We start from the raw sequence: 14,588 nt of genomic DNA on the forward strand, positions 1-14,588 counted from the left end.
CAATATCAGGAACGGCTTGGCAATCGCGACCGCTCCATCGCGCGAGACGGAAGGTCAAGTTTAGTAACGATAGAGCGCCCGAGCCGGTGCTTAAAGTTTCAGCTTTGCCCTCAGTGCATCTATGCGCTTAGACGCCTCTGCCTTGCTGAGGTTGTCTGCAAAGCTTTCCTGATCCTCAGCCTGCTCACACAGGGTTTTCAGATAGGACGCCTGGGACGGCGTCATCGGGTCGCCACCACTCACCCATTGGTCAGGATCTTTCTCGACGTTTGCATCGGTTTTTGCGCGCAAGTCTTCCATTGCAATCTCCTGTCGTAGCCTAGGGAATGCATTTGATCTCTTTTTGTTCCAATCGTTTTCTCAAGGCTGAGGCTCGCTTAGGTTGGGCTGGGGTGTCAGGCACGGCGGCGGCCAGCATGCGCGAGTGATAAAGCAAGAAACGGCCTTCCCCATTAAGCGTCAGCTTGCAGTTTCAACACGAAATCCCTCAATTCGTAACCGCCCGCCATATCCGCAACAGCTATGAACTCATTTTGGAGTCGCTGGAATATCGTGGCCTGTGACCTGCCATCGAGTTCATCGGCACTTCGACCGAAAACCAGCAAACCGCCATCGACAACTGTCTTTGCCACGGCGGTTACCGCGCGTTCGATTTGAAGACGAGGAAAGTTCCTCGTCCCAAGGGCGTTCATCACGCGCACGACGTCATACCGCACTGGCGAGGGCGAAAAAAAATCATCTCTGGTTGCCATGAAGCGACCGTCAGACTTCGTCTTTGCAATGACATCGGGATGAAAAAGCGACACGCGAGTTCGCGTTGCAAAGCTGGGGGACAACAGCCAGGCGAGAAACTCATTTGCTCGCTTGCTACGCAATGCGATAGCACCCAGCGCTACCTGAAGGACAACATTGTCGCTGTCGTAAAAGACCCAGCACACCCCTTTCCGGGCAGCGCTAATCTCATCGTAATAATCGCTTGCCGTCAGCCTGACAGGACGCTCCTGGCTTAGCCTGTTGAACAGTTCCAACGAGGTGATGCCGTCAGAGGCCGCCATATCGTGAACGGTGACTTCCTTATCCACAGGTAGCCGTCGAGTGGCCGATATGATGGCCGCATCCAAGTCCAGAAACCGATCAGACGGGTCCAAGATCGCCAGTGAACTGACGGACGCGTATGATGACTATGCTCCAAATGGTATGCACATAGTCATCAAGCTCGCCGGATCACAGGCGGCGCGCATCGGATCGAAGACTATCCCACGGATGATTTCGACAGAGTCTTGCGCACCAACCTGCGCAGCGTCTTTCTCTGCATGAAGCATGAGCTTCCGCTTCTGAAGCGCGGTGGCGGCGGTGTGATCTGCAACACTGCCTCCGTTGCGGCACTGACTGGCCCAGGCGGGATGTGTGCCTATGCGGCGTCGAAACATGGTGTTCATGGGCTGACGCGGGTCGCGGCGATGGAGAACGCCGCACACGGGATTCGAGTGAACGCCTTGGCGCCGGGGTGGACCGAGACCCCAATGTCGTAACGGCAAGCGCCCAAAATCCATCCTTTGCGGCACAGACGACGAACGCCATTCCTGCCAAACGAGGCGGTAGGCCGAGCGAAATTGCCGAAGCGGCCGTTTGGCTGTGCTCAGGCGCCTCAAGCTATGTTTTCGGCCAGATGCTGATTGTCGACGGGGGAATGACCATTGGCGGATTCGAGTTTGAGGAGATCGCTTGACTGCCTGGTCAATTCCTACTGACGCATAGTGCTGTCGGAATGGCGGCCCTACGTACCTGAGGCGTTCCATCGTTGCTATGGCACCAATCTGCCAGAATAACGAGCTGCATTCTACTCTTCCTTCGGGATAGGGCGCTCGGCCCGACGCTCCGCGCCCGGGTGAACGCCGCTAACGCGGAATTTTACGACGTCGATAGAGCACGATGCCAGCATGGTAGAGGACTCCATCTCTGAACTCACCATCGGCTGTGAAGCCGGTGTCATCCCAATAATCGATGTGGTTGCCACGGACCTCGTATCGGCCCTGGGTAAGCACTTTCTCCACGGCCACGCGCATCGTCATAGCGACCGTTCTGGAGGAGCGTTCGCTATCGCCGAGCGTGTCGCAAGCGGTGACGAACAAAGGTAAGGGCCCAGCTTCGACCTTATCTCGTTGACGGCGGCTCCAATGCTTTCAGCGGCTTGTTTGTCTAACGCGTTCTCCAGCAGACCTGCGGTGGTTTGGACAGACAGGATTCCGAGCGTGTCATCTCCGTCTGCGAATGTGCTGACGTGAATTTCTGTCGGCACAAAAGGTCGTGCCTTGCCCGTTGACTGTTTCAAGCAGGGTCTTCCCTGCCTACTCACGGTCACAATGTCGGTTCGATCGTTCTTTTGCAACCGGGCCTTCGTCCGGCTTCGCGACTTCAAATTCCGGATGGTAGCTGGGTACATCTCAAGAGCTGCCCTCTTCTCGCAAACACCCGGACGCTAACAGGGCCCGGGGCGTATTGCGCAGGCTTACTTCTTGGCGGAGTCGGCGGCGGCCACCTTAGCGGGCCGCGACGGGTTGTGAAGGCTTGCCACAGGTAACGGCCTAGCCAGGTAGGTTGCAGAGGTACCCGGCGGGCATCTTTGCAACGCTCCGAGAAAGAACCGCTCATCCCCTGAACCTTTCGGTGTACCAGGTGATCTTGCCGTCCACCTTCATCGGCTTGTGGATCATCAGACGCTTCGGAAGGTGCTCCGGATGGACTTCAAGGAGCGTGATCTTGATCGATGGCTTGCACCGGTTGCAGTCGAATTTCAGCTTCAAAGGATCAACGCCGCCGCCATAGACCATCATGAGATCGGCCGATCTGCAGTAACGGACATTGCCGCAACTGCATTCCACCTTCACAAGCATATTGTGCCGGGTCGCCTTCCCCAGCGTGTCGATCGGATCATGCGCCATGAGAACAGAAAAGGAACAAATTCCTTGCCCGTCAAGCAGTCTTATGGAATCTTTCCGCAGATGAGCGACGAACCGACCAGGCTTCCCGACGGCATAACGCCCGTGCCGCGCGAGCGCGCCAGAGTGCTAAGGCACATGTGCGAGCGCACAGGTTGCGCGAAGCGCGAGGGTTCGGCTTTGCTCGGCCTCGCCAGGATCCGCATTGGTTCTGTTTCGAGCACCGAGATGATGGGGAGCGCTATCTCTGAAGGAGGAAACCATGGCAGATAGACCACCGTATATGCCCACAGGAATTGGCATCGGCATGCTGAGGGACGACGAAACGAAGATCGGCGTCCTGATTTTCGAGACGGCGGAAGGCAATTTCGACTTCGCAGTCAACTTGCAGGCGGTCGACGTCATTCGGAAGGCGCTCAGCAAAATCGAGACGCACCTCACGAACGGCAAAATCTCGGACGTGGATTAGCTTCGGTGAAACTAATTTATGCCCCTGACGTTCTTGCCGTCTCAGGTAGGTGGGCAGGTGGTACTTGGCAGGATTTAGGAAGTTCGGGTGTCGGCAATGTCTCGGCGCCGGCAAGGTTTTTCAATGCGCAAAGTGGCTGAGCTCAAACGGCACGTGTTGCCCGACGGGAGTGCACCGAACCGGCTGCAAAGGGTCTACGATCAGATGCCCTATGTGTCGTGGCAGCGGCCTCCAAAGCCCAGAACCTAGACGTCAAACAGATCAGTAGGCCCGCGACCGATCTCATCAATGATGTCGGGCGTGTTGTTGCGCGGAGATCCGACCTTGCTGTCGATCGGCCACATCTTCATTAGATCGGACGGAACGGGCTTCATCAGCTCGCGAGGGTCCTGCTCCGGCCCAAGCCAGCGCATGTACTCGGCCGGCGCCAGGATCACCGGCATGCGGTCGTGGATGGTCGCCATCAGATCGTTGGGCTCGCAGGTGGCGATGGCAAAGGTCCGCACAAGTTCGCCCGTAAGCTTGTCGGCATACTCTTCCCATATGCCGGCCATGGCGAAGGGGTCATCAGACTTCATAGCGATAGCATAGGGCTGCTTCTTCTTCCCCGACGCGTCGAGCTTCTGCCATTCGAAATAGCCGTCGACGGGCACCAAGCAGCGGCGCGTATTGTAAGCCTTGCGGAACAAGCCATTACTGGCAATGGTCTCGCAGCGGGCGTTGACCGGCGGCGGGCGGCCGTCACCTTCCCGAGCCCATCCCGGGGCCAGGCCCCAGCGCGCCGACATAAAGCCGGCCATGCTGGTCGACAGCTCTTCACGGATGATGATCGGGTAGGTCAGGCTCGGAGCACCGTTCCAGAGAGGAAAGCTGTTGCCAAGCCGTTCGACCTCGCCAGGATGGGCGATTCGAAACCGGCGAACCATGTCGGGGATTGTGGTCTTTACGAAAACTCGTCCGCACATGCACCAGAGATAGGGACCCGAAAAGCAATAGTCTACTTCGGGACCGCTATTCGATCGCGCCACCCTCATGATTGCTGACAGCCTCCGCTATTACGGCGAAGACGCTGTCGACCTCCTCATCTATCTCACGCGGCCGGATACCAGCCTTGATCGCGTCGGCCATGGCCTGATCGGCAAGATGAGCGATCAGGCCCGGATCGACGGAAGCATGTTCGGGTATATTTTCGCTCATCCAGCGATAGAGGAAATCCACGCCGCGTGTGCTCATTCGGCGATAAGTGCGATGGGTGCCCTAAGTTCCCGGCTGGCACGCGTTGGCTATTGCTTATCCCGGAAATCGAGCAGCTTGGCGTAACGTAGCTTCTCCTCGCCCTTCAGGAACTTCACGCGGCCGACGAGGCCCGGCCTTAGCCATTCGGCCTTTTCCTTCGTGAGACCTTTCGGCGGCGGCGCGCCGATCTTACTCACGACACGGTCATTCGTACGGATGACGCATTTCCTGGTTCGTCGGCTAAGATTACTATCGGACGGCTCCCCTCAGTCTGGATTAAAAGATGATCTTGGAGCTATTTGGGCCCTCCGGCGCTGGTAAGACCACCTTGGCGTCCGAGTTGGCACGCGATCTGCGAGGTCAGGGCCAGCCCGTTCTTTTGCATATCGCTGACCGTGCACACCCGGTTAGAAGAGCCGCCTTTAAACTGGTTTCTGGCGTTCATTCAAAGTGGATTGGACAGCATTCTCTCGGAGAACTGTTTGAGATTCTCCCACCCAAGAACGAGATGTGGGCAGCTCGTCTGAACTGGCATCTTGAGGCTCTTTTGCAAGCTTGGCGCGCCGCAATGGCGTCTAATCAAAAGATCTCAATTTTTGACCAAGGTATGGTTCAATTCGTATCCTCACTGGCTTTGTTCAGCGACATCACGGATCGTGAAAGAGTGTCGCGTGCTCTCGAGCTTCTGCCCAAACCGGACCTTCTTGTCCGATTGCGGGCGCCAAGGCGAATTCTAGAGGTGCGGTTGAGGGAACGCCGGCGTACTCTCGGGATCATTCAGAAGTTCCTCGATCTTGATCTGCAGAGCAGTCTTGATCAAATCCACCACATTAATCTTGTCGAGGAAGAACTTAAATCGTTCCCGGTACCCACTATTAGTGTCGAGAGCTTGGATTCAGACGGCCTCAGAGCCGCCACTCGAGTAATAACGCTTCGATTAACAAGATTGCGCGGCGCGGCCGATATTCAAACGGGCCATCCACGGCGCACCTCCTTTAGCAATTAGCTAAAATAGTTTAGCAAGGCCAAGTGTTTGAAGGCCGCATGACTCTGATAGAGCTGGTTAGACATGCCGGTGAGGTTCTGGCCAAGACCGATCTGATGGACATTGCCTGGCCTGGAATATCGGTTGAGGAGAGCAACTTATCCGTCCAGATCGCGTGTCTCAGGAAACTCCTAGGCCCGGGATCCGACGGAATTGAGTGGATCGCGACGATTCCACGGATCGGCTACCGCTTTGCCGGCGAGATAGAAAAATTGGACGACGCGACAGCAGCACGCAGCCCGTCGGAACCCGGTCCTTCGATAGCCGTGCTACCATTCGCCAACCTTAGCGACGACATCGAGCAGCAATATTTCGCCGATGGGCTGGCGGAAGACATAATCACCCGCATCTCAACGGCTGCGCTGGCTCTTCGTATCCGCGCGAAATTCTTCGTTCAGCTACCGGGGGAAGGTCGTTGACGTGACGCAGGTCGGGCGCGAGCTCGGTGTGCGCTACGTCCTCGATGGAAGCGTGCGCCGCTCGGGCCAAAGGCTCAGGATAGGCGCCGAGCTCAGCGATACCCCCAGCGGCCGCCAAGTCTGGGCCGAGCGCTACGACGTTCAACTGGCCGATTTCTTCGAGCTCCAGGAACCAGATCGTCGACAGCGTTATCGGTGCCATCGAGCCGAGACTTTATGCGGCTGAGCATCGACAAGGCGACGGCCAACCTGCGCGCCATTCAGATCGTGCTCGGGCATACCAAGATCGAGAATACAGTGCGGTATTTGGGCGTCGATATCGAAGACGCTTTGCTCTTAACAGAACGAACTGAAATCTGACGCCGTAGGGGTCATTCGTGTACGGCGGATGACCTCTTCGCGGGACGGTATTGTTGTGCTGCTAGTTCGGGCTGGGGGTGGGAAACGGGCTCCCAGGTTTCGGGCTGCGAGGCCGCGAAAGCCTCCTTTCACCGAGTCATCGACCTTCGACCGCAATGCGACCAATTCCGGTCATGAATACCAGCCGGTATATTGCGCCATAACCGGACATTTGTCCAACGGGCTCGCGGTCGGCTCCTTAGCTGAGACCTGCAACGCGGAGCCCTGTGATGTATAGTGCTCGGTCTTCGGCCCGTACCATGGGGTAATATTTCTCGACCCATTCCACGCACAGCGGTGCAGGCCGTCATCGGGCATGCCTCCGTAGCCGTAGGTCGATCCTAACATCATGTGGGCGATCGCGAGGCTTGGGTTGAGGGCGATCGCCTCCGTCAGCGCTTCCACTGCCTGGGTGAAGTGCCGCGCCACCATGCACGCAAAACCGGCAGCGAAGTGTGTCACGGGTCTTCGGGCTCGCGCCGGATCGCCCGCTCCGCCATCTCGAGGGCGGCTGGCAGGTGCGTGGCCTGCGCGTCCAGACCGAGCAGCACCCGGGTGGTTAGCATCAGTGCCAGCAGACAGTTGGCGCGCGGATAGTCGGGGTCGAGATCCGTGGCCTGCTTCAGCAGTCCCTCGGCGGCATCGATCTCGGCCGCCGATCCCCACGTCCAGACATAGGGCATCGCCTTCATGACGAACCCCCAGGCATCCAGATTGCCCGGCGAGCGGCCCTGGAAGCGCTGGTCATAGCAGAGAATGCGTGCCATAATCCGATGCTCGAAATGGCAGTGAAATTATGGATGCAAATCACGCCTGCCAGAACGGCTTTTGGAGTTCCGCCTCGACGGCTGCCAGGGTGAGACCGACGTCGTCGATCCGCTGAGGCCCATCTTCCGCCAGTCGCTTCAGCTCCTCGCGATAGAACATGCGCTCGCGCCAGACCGCGACCAGCCCGCGCAGGGCGATGAGTCTCGCCCAGACCGATGCCGGTCCAGTCGTCCACGTCGGCTGTTCGCTCCAGAGAGACTGGTAGAATCTTGAGGTAAGAGAAAGCTGCGTGCTCATTTGGCTCGTCCTTTCTTGGTGCTGCTAGAATCGATGACGCTACTTTGGCGGATCAGCGGACCTGCGTACTAAAGCGCGGCCGAAACTGTTCCGAAAAATTCCGAAACGTCTAATATGGCGTGATGCAACGGGTTCACCTCGCCTTTGGTCCGTTCGTGCTCGACCCTGAGAAGGGGACGCTCCTGCGGCAAGAGCTACCGATCTCCATCGGGCATCGCGGCATCACGCTGCTCGCCACGCTTGCAGCGCGGTCCGGCGACATCCTGACCAAGGCCGAGCTGATGGAAGCTGCCTGGCCGGGTCTGGCGGTCGAGGAAAGCAATCTCACCGTCCAGATTGCGACGCTGAGGAAGGCGCTCGGCCCTACCGACCAAGGTGGCGACTGGATCGCCACCGTGCCTCGCGTCGGCTACCGTTTCACCGCGCCTGTCGAGCGCGTGGAAGGTTCAGTGCAGCGACGGATCGCGCCGTCCGGCAAACCCACCATTGCCGTGCTGCCCTTCGCCAATTTGAGCGGCGATCAGGACCAACACTATCTGAGCGACGGCATTACCGAAGATATCATCACCGAACTGGCGCGATACCGGTCGCTCGTGGTGATCGCGCGCAATTCCTCTTTTCAGTTTCGTGGACCAGCGCCGGACCCTGCGGAAGTCCACCGGCAACTCGGCGCGCGCTACGTCGTCGAGGGCAGCGTACGACGGCTGGGGGACCGCATCCGGATCACGGCGCAACTGATCGACGGGCCCAGCGGCTTCCATTTGTGGGCTCAACGCTACGACAGGGCGCTTGAGGACATCTTTTCGGTTCAGGAGGAGGTGGCGGCCCTTGTGGCTGCAACCGTCCAAGGCGCTGCCGAGGCAGATGCGACTAACCGCTCGCGGCGAACGCCGCCGGTCGATTGGGCCGCCTACGACTACTACTTGCAGGGTCGCGCGCACTACCATCAGTATGAAATGGACAAGGGCGAATCCATGTTCGCCCGGAGCGCCGAACTCGATCCGGCTTTTGCTCAAGGTCATGCCTATCTGGCGCAGTGCCTGGTTGCGCGCTTCTGGTATGACCACGATCATCGTACGCTGCAAAGAGCCTTGCAGTCTGCGCGCACGGCGCTCCTGCTCGACCGGAATGACGGCATCTGTAACCAGAGCATGGGTCTTGTGCTTGTACATATGCGCCAGCATGGGGATGCCGGACTGCATTTCCAGCAGGCCCGTACGCTCAATCCGCACGACGTCAACATTGCCGGAGACTATGCGAGCTGGCTCAACTACGGCGGCCAGCCTCAGCAGTCCTTGGCGGTCCTCGAAAGGGCCATACTGCTCGACCCGTTGCCCCCGGTCTGGTTCTGGGAGGTGAAGGGCAGCGCGCTCTTCCTGCTCGGCCGATATGCCGAGGCCATCGACGCTTATCGGAAGGCCGGCGACCAGTTCTTCATCCATGCCTTTCTTGCGGCGGCCTACGCACATCTGGGCGAGATGGAAAACGCCCATGTCGCAGTCGAGGCCACACTGAGCCGGCAACCGGACCTCTCGCTTGGCTACCTTGCCCACCTTCCCTTCGCAGACCCGTCATCATTTGAACTCTTCCTCTCCGGCTTCAGAAAGGCCGGCTTCTTATAGGATCCAGTCCGAGAACTCATCGCTGCATTTGGACATCTATTTCGCCGAGAAGAAGATCCTGGCAACCCTTCCCAAGATGGCAAAGGCAGCGCAAAGCCCTGACCTCAAGGCAGCTTTCGAAAAGCACCGCGGCCAGACCCAGGAGCACGTCGCGCGCTTGGAGAAAATATTCGAAGCCCTAGGCAAGAAGCCCCAGGGCAAGACCTGTGCCGCCATTATGGGCATCACCGAGGAGGGCGCCGAAATCATGGACGACTACAAGGGCTCTCAGGCTCTCGATGCTGGTCTCCTTGCGGCGGCTCAGGCAGTAGAGCACTATGAAATCTCCCGCTATGGTACGTTGCGGACCTGGGCTAGCGAGCTCGGCATGGCCGAAGCGGTTAAGCTTCTCGAGCTTACCCTTGGCGAGGAAAAGGACACCGACGAAGCCCTTACGCAGCTCGCCGAGTCAGCCGTGAACGTCGCTGCCGAGGCAGCTTAGGAACTGCGACTACGGAGTCTGTCATTCGCCGAGAGAGACTCGCGGATACCGCACCATATGGGTCGGTATCCGCGGCGGAACGCTTGGGAAGATCAAGCGCGCCCTGGTCTGACGGCATGGCCAAAACGCTTTCCGGTGTTCCCACGCAGGCGCAGACCGGGTCGCCGGAATCGGCACCAACGACGTTTCATTCTTTGAACAGCGGGAGCAGAAAGGGATATGACACAACAAGAAGCGATCATCAGCGCCTTGCGCGTCGCTGCGAGTTTCGATGCCGCCGCGGAGGCACGCCGACGCATCGACTTTCTAAGCGGGTACCTGCGTGCAGCCGGCCTCTGCACGTACGTGCTAGGCATAAGCGGCGGTGTGGATTCGCTCGCGGCGGCACTTCTGGCTCAACAGGCCGTAAGCGAACTGCGGAGGGCAGGATACGACGCCAAATTCCTTGCTGTTAGGCTGCCGTATGGGACGCAGGCCGATGAGAAGGACGCTCAGCGAGCACTCGAGACCATCGGAGCTGACGAAGCGCACAGGCTCGACATCAAACCGGCGGCCGACGCGATGCTCGACTCGATCAGGTCGGCTGGCGTGGAGCTCGGCAATGCTCGTCGGGAAGATTTCTTGCTGGGCAACATAAAGGCCCGTCAGCGCATGATCGCCCAATTCACACTCGCCGCTGCCAGACGAGGGCTGGTCATTGGTACCGATCATGCGGCCGAGGCAATGATGGGCTTCTTCACCAAGTTTGGCGACGGCGCCGCCGACATCCTTCCCCTTGCCGGGCTAAACAAACGCCGGGTGCGCGCGCTGGCGGCGCATCTGGGCGCTCCGCCGCAACTCGTCAACAAGGTGCCGACCGCAGATTTGGAGAACCTCGTGCCGCTTCGTCCTGACGAAGATGCGTATGGAGTAACATATGATCAGATTGACGATTTCCTCGAAGGTAAGGAAATCGACGAAGCGGCGCGGAAGCGTATCCTTGATGCGTATTTAAGCACCACTCACAAGCGTTCGCTTCCGGTGGCACCCGATCTCCCGCTTCGCTAGCGGCGTTTGGTCCTTGCCACCGTCGGACCGGCACCATGGCGCTGGGCGGCGTTGGGCGGCCGAGCCGCCTGAACATCAATGCATTTGCAGTCGGAGGATGAGACCGCACGCTGCGGGTGCCGTTCTCTCGTTCACAATTTTCGGTAATCGGCCTCAACACGAATTGGGAAATTGACGGAACGCGCGATGTAGCAAATCTCATGAATTCGATGATGGATGGCTGCAGCCTCGTCGAGATCGATGCCGCTTTCGACCTCGATCCTGGGCCGCAATGTGGCGCCCACGAAACGCCCGGCTCCGTTTGGCTCGCTCTCGCCATGGCCCACGGGTTGATCAGTATAAGAGTGGACGACAATTCCCGCGTCACTCGCCAGATGCAGGTACCAAAGCATGTGGCAGGCCGAAACGGATGCGAGAAGGAGATCTTCGGGATTGGGTAGCGCCGGATTGCCCCCAAGCAGCGGGTCATTGGAGCACTTTATCACAGGCTTTCCAATCGTGGTTATATCCCATGTCCGGTCGTAGCCCCGATACGTTCTGGTGCCGGCGCCGCGATTGCCGGTCCATCCTATGCGGCAGGTGTAGTCGTGGAATTTAGCCATTGCTATATCTCTTCTGTGTTTGGATTTTCTCTTATCGGCCCTCCGGCGCCACGTCGTGCAGGCGCCTCGCGAGATCTGCAACCTGCTCTGCTGTCCACTTCGAGTGTGTTCGTCGGCTGCTCGCTGGATCGTGCTCAAGCCCGAGACAAGAGCCCGCGCGCCATTCACGCCTGGGCCGGATCGGCCTTGCTGAAAAATTTCCGCCGCAAGTCGGGCAAACGTCGTGCAGGACCGTCGAAACGCACTCTGCACAATAGGTGCACTCGTAGCTGCAGATTCGAGCCTCCGAACTGCCCGGGGGCAGATCGCGGTCGCACCATTCGCAATTGGGCCTGATCTCGAGCATGGACCATATCTCTTTCCTCGCCGTCTGGATCGCACAAGGTTCTCGTGGCATAAATGCCATTATGACCTCGCATTCTGCCAACGCGCACCGCGAACGACTGATCGCCTTTCTGGTATTCGATCGCACGAAGCTTCTCGATGTCACCGGCCCGCTGCAAGTTTTCAATGACGCCAAGCGAGCAAGCGGAGAACCCGCGTTTCGTACCATCCTTGTTTCGCAACGAGGCGGGCCGATCGAGACGGATGCGGGCATTGCTCTCCACACCGTCAGTTTCGATCACTGCCGTGAGCTCTCGATCGACACACTCCTGATTTCAGGTGGGGCGACGGCCTTAGAAGCCGCAAAATCCCGTCCTGTTCGGGGTTGGTTGATCAGACAAGCAAAAGACGTGCGTCGGCTTGGCTCCATTTGTCTGGGAGCGTTCATTCTGGCCGAGTGCGGCCTGTTGGATGGCCGACGCGCCACGACCCATTGGGAGCGTTGCGCCGAACTTGCAGAGCGATTTCCCGCGATCGACGTCAGGCCAGATCCAATTTTCGTACGATGCGGGGCCGTCTGGACATCGGCAGGGGTAAGCGCCGGCATCGACATGGCGCTGGCAATGGTTGAGGAAGATCTCGGCCACACGACAGCCTTGGCAATCGCACGGGAGTTGGTCCTGTACCTCAAACGGCCCGGCGGACAATCGCAATTCAGCACTGCGCTTCGTCAACAAATCAGAGACCGCGTCGGCCGCTTCGACCGTCTGCATGCTTGGATCAGGCAAAATCCTGGCGCCGATCTGTCCGTCCCGGCACTGTCATCCTTCATGGCCATGAGCCCGCGGAACTTTGCCCGCGTCTACTCTAAGGAAAATGGACAGCCCCCAGGACGAGCCGTCGAGGCTCTACGCGTTGAGGCCGCACGAGACCTTCTGGAGACCAGCCGCCAATCTGTCCAGCAGATCGCACATGAGGTTGGATTCGGCGATCCTGAGACTTTGCGGCGGGCCTTCATGAGATCGCTCGGGGTTGCCCCAAGCGACTACAGGAGCCGCTTTGCGCAAGCTCCTCCGGATTGGGAGTGAACCTGACAAATGGCATAGCCACTCAGCCGGGATTCGCAGGCGAGGATGCTTCACAGCAGCAGCTGGCGGTGCGAGTTGGGCGAGTGGGCCATGCGACCTCCCGCAATGTCATGGCACCCCGCCCTAATTGGGCGGTCGCATGCGCTTGGCGGCACCTCCAATTGCGTTGCGGAAGGCAGCATCGAAATTTACGCCGGAAACCTCCCACTTTTTACCTTCTGTAACGAGTGGGAGGCGCCAAACCGCATGCCAGCCCGGCTCGTTGGTTTCCCAATCGAGGTGCCCGACCAAGATCGCGTCAGCTCCCAATCTGGATTTCAGTCTGGCCAGGCTCCCATCAGGTATTGCATCGACGTTATCCAGCGCGAGCGCCGATAGATCGGCCTCCTTCGGAAATATGATCGGTATCGCGAATCGCACCGAAGCATCTTCAAAGCTTTCGCGCAGGTCCGACCCGTGGACGCCATCGGCGGCGAGTACATAGCTACGCGCCATATCGGTAACCTCGATGACCAGCGCCAGCTTTGGGCGCGGCCCCAACCATGGTCTCTCACCCAGCAGCGCCATCGCATGGTCCATTCGCTTGCGGTCGAACTGGAACGTGAGATCGAAAGGCCGATCGCGTGTGCCCTGCTCGTCGTGAATTGGCCTGCCGAACATGCGGTCATGATAGGTGTAGGACCAAACCATGGCAGGCGCCCCGGTCGCCAGCGAAGCGAAGGCCGGATTGTGCACGATGTCGGGATTTCCGGTCAGCTTTTGCGCTGCCAGTGCGAAACCCTCAGGGATGGCAGGGACGCGCGTTTCCTCGCGATCTCCGGTGACGATCACGCTTGAGCGATAAAGGACATCGTCATTTGCGTGGGCAGTGACTGCAAACGCAAACCAGGACAAGAACGTCAACAGTGGCTTCTTCATTTGACCCGCCCTGCCCTCTTGAGTAACTGCTTATCAGGTTACATATTGACGATGATGGAATCAACAGAATTTGTCCGGACCTACCTCTCGCCGCGCGGCCCTATGCGAATGTTGGGTGGTGCGCCCGCCCTTGACCTTGCCAACACATTGCACTGGCGCGACGGAGCAGAGATCGACTGCATACCGAGCTATCAGGATCTGTTGGTCTTTTGCATTCCGGCCCTGTTGTTGTCGGAAAATGAAGGGCGGGTCCTCGAGCGTCGTGCCGTGACTTACCCACGCGTCGCCCGCGATGTGCATCTCGAGGTGCTAACGCTACGCGCCGCCCTCAAATCGTGGCTCAATGTCTGTGCGAAAAACCTCGGCCATGACGCCGCCTCAAAACGCGTTGCCCTGCGCAGCTTTCATAAAGCGATAGCGCAAGCGGGCGGCTCGGCTGGCCTTGGCGGCATCTTGAACCTCCAATCCTCGTCGGCAAACGAAAGGCTATACCTGCCGCTGCGCCGCTCAGCAGCGGCCGCTGCTATGCTGGTGCTGTTCCCCGCAGGAAAGGACATCCGGCGATGTGAGGCTGACAATTGCGGCGGGTTTTTCATCGACGACAGCCGCTCCAAACCGAGGCGCTGGTGCTCGATGGACAGTTGCGGTAACCGCGCCAAGGCGGCCCGCTACCGCTTGGCACATCGGAAGTAGCGCAGAATGGAAAGGCCGGGCCGGCAGCCAGTCCGCTCAAGACCTGCCGCATCGGACATCGAATGGGACTGTGTCGGTGGTCGCGATGGTACAGATTGTTGGAGGTAGGTCCGACTGTCTCTATCGGTCGACGCATATCCGCTGTAGCTGGGTACCCGGCGAGCGGCGGAACCAGGAGATTTTGAATGGGATCGACTGGTCCGGGCTGCGAAGAAACTCGGGGCACTCGTCCCTTTGACTC

At 58.9% G+C, this 14,588-nt stretch carries 22 protein-coding genes and 2 pseudogenes; 12 read left to right on the top strand and 12 right to left on the bottom strand.

The features are described from left to right. Positions 1–90: 90 nt before the first annotated feature. On the bottom strand, positions 91–300 hold the full coding sequence (locus tag FJW04_RS19680) for a DUF3072 domain-containing protein (RefSeq protein ID WP_140716119.1): 210 nt from the start codon (positions 298–300) through the stop codon (positions 91–93). Between the two features lie 152 nt (positions 301–452). Next, positions 453–1,121 carry a hypothetical protein gene (locus FJW04_RS19685; RefSeq protein WP_140716121.1) on the bottom strand — a complete coding sequence of 223 codons (669 nt, stop codon included), beginning with the start codon at positions 1,119–1,121 and terminating at the stop codon, positions 453–455. 159 nt (positions 1,122–1,280) lie between these two features. Here FJW04_RS19685 and FJW04_RS30595 point away from each other — a divergent pair, with 159 nt between their 5' ends. Together FJW04_RS30595 and FJW04_RS30600 are read left to right on the top strand one after the other, a co-directional pair. Continuing rightward, on the top strand, positions 1,281–1,532 hold the full coding sequence (locus FJW04_RS30595; RefSeq protein WP_281405549.1) for an SDR family oxidoreductase: 252 nt from the start codon (positions 1,281–1,283) through the stop codon (positions 1,530–1,532). Next, positions 1,508–1,729, top strand: coding sequence for an SDR family oxidoreductase (locus FJW04_RS30600; protein ID WP_281405550.1), 222 nt, complete (start codon positions 1,508–1,510; stop codon positions 1,727–1,729). Before FJW04_RS30595 ends, FJW04_RS30600 begins: the two co-directional genes overlap by 25 nt. A 169-nt stretch (positions 1,730–1,898) precedes the next feature. Here FJW04_RS30600 and FJW04_RS19695 read toward each other — a convergent pair. Then, a pseudogene (locus FJW04_RS19695) lies at positions 1,899–2,091 on the bottom strand (Atu4866 domain-containing protein); the annotation flags it as partial. 647 nt (positions 2,092–2,738) lie between these two features. Between FJW04_RS19695 and FJW04_RS29995 the strand changes: the two are divergent. After that, entirely contained in the window at positions 2,739–3,212 is a 474-nt protein-coding gene (locus FJW04_RS29995) for a hypothetical protein (protein ID WP_181173003.1), read from the top strand. Continuing rightward, positions 3,202–3,408 (top strand): hypothetical protein, encoded by a 207-nt coding sequence (locus FJW04_RS19710; RefSeq protein WP_140620253.1) that lies wholly within the window; start codon positions 3,202–3,204, stop codon positions 3,406–3,408. Before FJW04_RS29995 ends, FJW04_RS19710 begins: the two co-directional genes overlap by 11 nt. A 245-nt stretch (positions 3,409–3,653) precedes the next feature. Here FJW04_RS19710 and FJW04_RS19715 read toward each other — a convergent pair whose 3' ends face one another. Genes FJW04_RS19715 through FJW04_RS30000 form a run of 3 tightly spaced genes read right to left on the bottom strand, consistent with a single transcriptional unit; the run spans position 3,654 to position 4,841 of the window. Beyond that, on the bottom strand, positions 3,654–4,373 hold the full coding sequence (locus FJW04_RS19715) for an SOS response-associated peptidase (protein WP_140716125.1): 720 nt from the start codon (positions 4,371–4,373) through the stop codon (positions 3,654–3,656). Positions 4,374–4,419: 46 nt separating this feature from the next. Next, positions 4,420–4,641 (bottom strand): DUF768 domain-containing protein, encoded by a 222-nt coding sequence (locus FJW04_RS19720; protein ID WP_140620249.1) that lies wholly within the window; start codon positions 4,639–4,641, stop codon positions 4,420–4,422. Between the two features lie 50 nt (positions 4,642–4,691). After that, positions 4,692–4,841 (bottom strand): hypothetical protein, encoded by a 150-nt coding sequence (locus FJW04_RS30000; RefSeq protein WP_181166477.1) that lies wholly within the window; start codon positions 4,839–4,841, stop codon positions 4,692–4,694. Positions 4,842–4,927: 86 nt separating this feature from the next. Here FJW04_RS30000 and FJW04_RS19725 point away from each other — a divergent pair, with 86 nt between their 5' ends. The 3 genes and pseudogenes from FJW04_RS19725 to FJW04_RS30005 all read left to right on the top strand — a co-directional run. After that, entirely contained in the window at positions 4,928–5,650 is a 723-nt protein-coding gene (locus FJW04_RS19725) for an AAA family ATPase (RefSeq protein ID WP_140716127.1), read from the top strand. Between the two features lie 38 nt (positions 5,651–5,688). Then, on the top strand, positions 5,689–6,108 hold the full coding sequence (locus tag FJW04_RS19730; protein ID WP_210241309.1) for a winged helix-turn-helix domain-containing protein: 420 nt from the start codon (positions 5,689–5,691) through the stop codon (positions 6,106–6,108). A gap of 228 nt (positions 6,109–6,336) precedes the next feature. Then, positions 6,337–6,468: pseudogene (locus FJW04_RS30005) on the top strand (integrase); the annotation flags it as partial. A 171-nt stretch (positions 6,469–6,639) separates the two neighbouring features. On the opposite strand, the gene FJW04_RS19735 reads toward FJW04_RS30005, so the two are convergent. The 3 genes from FJW04_RS19735 to FJW04_RS19745 are packed head-to-tail and all read right to left on the bottom strand — an operon-like array spanning position 6,640 to position 7,572. Beyond that, on the bottom strand, positions 6,640–6,939 hold the full coding sequence (locus FJW04_RS19735; RefSeq protein WP_140716129.1) for a hypothetical protein: 300 nt from the start codon (positions 6,937–6,939) through the stop codon (positions 6,640–6,642). 26 nt (positions 6,940–6,965) lie between these two features. Continuing rightward, positions 6,966–7,274, bottom strand: coding sequence for a hypothetical protein (locus tag FJW04_RS19740; protein WP_140716131.1), 309 nt, complete (start codon positions 7,272–7,274; stop codon positions 6,966–6,968). A 40-nt stretch (positions 7,275–7,314) separates the two neighbouring features. Then, a complete protein-coding gene (locus FJW04_RS19745) occupies positions 7,315–7,572 on the bottom strand; it encodes a hypothetical protein (RefSeq protein ID WP_140716133.1) in 258 nt (85 codons plus the stop codon). Between the two features lie 122 nt (positions 7,573–7,694). On the opposite strand from FJW04_RS19745, the gene FJW04_RS19750 reads away from it, so the two are divergent. The 3 genes from FJW04_RS19750 (at position 7,695) to nadE (ending at position 10,722) form a co-directional block, all read left to right on the top strand. Then, complete coding sequence (locus FJW04_RS19750) at positions 7,695–9,194, top strand: winged helix-turn-helix domain-containing tetratricopeptide repeat protein (RefSeq protein ID WP_140716200.1); 1,500 nt, start codon at positions 7,695–7,697, stop codon at positions 9,192–9,194. Positions 9,195–9,222: 28 nt separating this feature from the next. After that, positions 9,223–9,675: a DUF892 family protein gene (locus FJW04_RS19755; protein ID WP_281405551.1), complete on the top strand. Its 453-nt coding sequence runs from the start codon at positions 9,223–9,225 to the stop codon at positions 9,673–9,675. 219 nt (positions 9,676–9,894) lie between these two features. Beyond that, positions 9,895–10,722, top strand: a complete 828-nt coding sequence (nadE, locus tag FJW04_RS19760) for an ammonia-dependent NAD(+) synthetase (protein WP_140661328.1) — start codon at positions 9,895–9,897, stop codon at positions 10,720–10,722. Positions 10,723–10,853: 131 nt separating this feature from the next. Here the strand turns inward: nadE and FJW04_RS19765 are convergent, their stop codons facing one another. Together FJW04_RS19765 and FJW04_RS19770 are read right to left on the bottom strand one after the other, a co-directional pair. Further along, positions 10,854–11,324 (bottom strand): OsmC family protein, encoded by a 471-nt coding sequence (locus FJW04_RS19765; RefSeq protein ID WP_140619136.1) that lies wholly within the window; start codon positions 11,322–11,324, stop codon positions 10,854–10,856. A 31-nt stretch (positions 11,325–11,355) separates the two neighbouring features. Then, positions 11,356–11,670 carry a DUF1272 domain-containing protein gene (locus tag FJW04_RS19770; protein WP_140619134.1) on the bottom strand — a complete coding sequence of 105 codons (315 nt, stop codon included), beginning with the start codon at positions 11,668–11,670 and terminating at the stop codon, positions 11,356–11,358. Between FJW04_RS19770 and FJW04_RS19775 the strand changes: the two genes are divergently transcribed. Next, positions 11,669–12,736, top strand: coding sequence for a GlxA family transcriptional regulator (locus FJW04_RS19775; protein WP_246673913.1), 1,068 nt, complete (start codon positions 11,669–11,671; stop codon positions 12,734–12,736). The genes FJW04_RS19770 and FJW04_RS19775 overlap by 2 nt on opposite strands. Positions 12,737–12,859: 123 nt before the next feature. Here FJW04_RS19775 and FJW04_RS19780 read toward each other — a convergent pair whose 3' ends face one another. Continuing rightward, a complete protein-coding gene (locus FJW04_RS19780) occupies positions 12,860–13,654 on the bottom strand; it encodes a DUF2066 domain-containing protein (RefSeq protein WP_140716135.1) in 795 nt (264 codons plus the stop codon). 51 nt (positions 13,655–13,705) lie between these two features. Between FJW04_RS19780 and FJW04_RS30155 the strand changes: the two genes are divergently transcribed. Continuing rightward, complete coding sequence (locus FJW04_RS30155; protein WP_210242367.1) at positions 13,706–14,347, top strand: CGNR zinc finger domain-containing protein; 642 nt, start codon at positions 13,706–13,708, stop codon at positions 14,345–14,347. Positions 14,348–14,588: the final 241 nt, after the last annotated feature.

Origin of the sequence: Mesorhizobium sp. B2-7-3, assembly GCF_006440715.1 — a bacterium.
Lineage (GTDB): Bacteria > Pseudomonadota > Alphaproteobacteria > Rhizobiales > Rhizobiaceae > Mesorhizobium > Mesorhizobium australicum.

What these genes read in the sequence shown, in the direction of transcription:
- FJW04_RS19740 (WP_140716131.1), bottom strand. Translation starts at nt 7,274, where the DNA reads ATGGCACGCATTCTCTGCTATGACCAGCGCTTCCAGGGCCGCTCGCCG.
- FJW04_RS19720 (WP_140620249.1), bottom strand. Translation starts at nt 4,641, where the DNA reads ATGAGCACACGCGGCGTGGATTTCCTCTATCGCTGGATGAGCGAAAAT.
- FJW04_RS19775 (WP_246673913.1), top strand. Translation starts at nt 11,669, where the DNA reads ATGGACCATATCTCTTTCCTCGCCGTCTGGATCGCACAAGGTTCTCGT.
- nadE (WP_140661328.1), top strand. Translation starts at nt 9,895, where the DNA reads ATGACACAACAAGAAGCGATCATCAGCGCCTTGCGCGTCGCTGCGAGT.
- FJW04_RS19780 (WP_140716135.1), bottom strand. Translation starts at nt 13,654, where the DNA reads ATGAAGAAGCCACTGTTGACGTTCTTGTCCTGGTTTGCGTTTGCAGTC.
- FJW04_RS19735 (WP_140716129.1), bottom strand. Translation starts at nt 6,939, where the DNA reads ATGGTGGCGCGGCACTTCACCCAGGCAGTGGAAGCGCTGACGGAGGCG.
- FJW04_RS30155 (WP_210242367.1), top strand. Translation starts at nt 13,706, where the DNA reads ATGATGGAATCAACAGAATTTGTCCGGACCTACCTCTCGCCGCGCGGC.
- FJW04_RS29995 (WP_181173003.1), top strand. Translation starts at nt 2,739, where the DNA reads ATGGACTTCAAGGAGCGTGATCTTGATCGATGGCTTGCACCGGTTGCA.
- FJW04_RS19715 (WP_140716125.1), bottom strand. Translation starts at nt 4,373, where the DNA reads ATGTGCGGACGAGTTTTCGTAAAGACCACAATCCCCGACATGGTTCGC.
- FJW04_RS19745 (WP_140716133.1), bottom strand. Translation starts at nt 7,572, where the DNA reads ATGAGCACGCAGCTTTCTCTTACCTCAAGATTCTACCAGTCTCTCTGG.
- FJW04_RS19730 (WP_210241309.1), top strand. Translation starts at nt 5,689, where the DNA reads ATGACTCTGATAGAGCTGGTTAGACATGCCGGTGAGGTTCTGGCCAAG.
- FJW04_RS19680 (WP_140716119.1), bottom strand. Translation starts at nt 300, where the DNA reads ATGGAAGACTTGCGCGCAAAAACCGATGCAAACGTCGAGAAAGATCCT.
- FJW04_RS19770 (WP_140619134.1), bottom strand. Translation starts at nt 11,670, where the DNA reads ATGCTCGAGATCAGGCCCAATTGCGAATGGTGCGACCGCGATCTGCCC.
- FJW04_RS19725 (WP_140716127.1), top strand. Translation starts at nt 4,928, where the DNA reads ATGATCTTGGAGCTATTTGGGCCCTCCGGCGCTGGTAAGACCACCTTG.
- FJW04_RS19710 (WP_140620253.1), top strand. Translation starts at nt 3,202, where the DNA reads ATGGCAGATAGACCACCGTATATGCCCACAGGAATTGGCATCGGCATG.
- FJW04_RS19765 (WP_140619136.1), bottom strand. Translation starts at nt 11,324, where the DNA reads ATGGCTAAATTCCACGACTACACCTGCCGCATAGGATGGACCGGCAAT.
- FJW04_RS19750 (WP_140716200.1), top strand. Translation starts at nt 7,695, where the DNA reads ATGCAACGGGTTCACCTCGCCTTTGGTCCGTTCGTGCTCGACCCTGAG.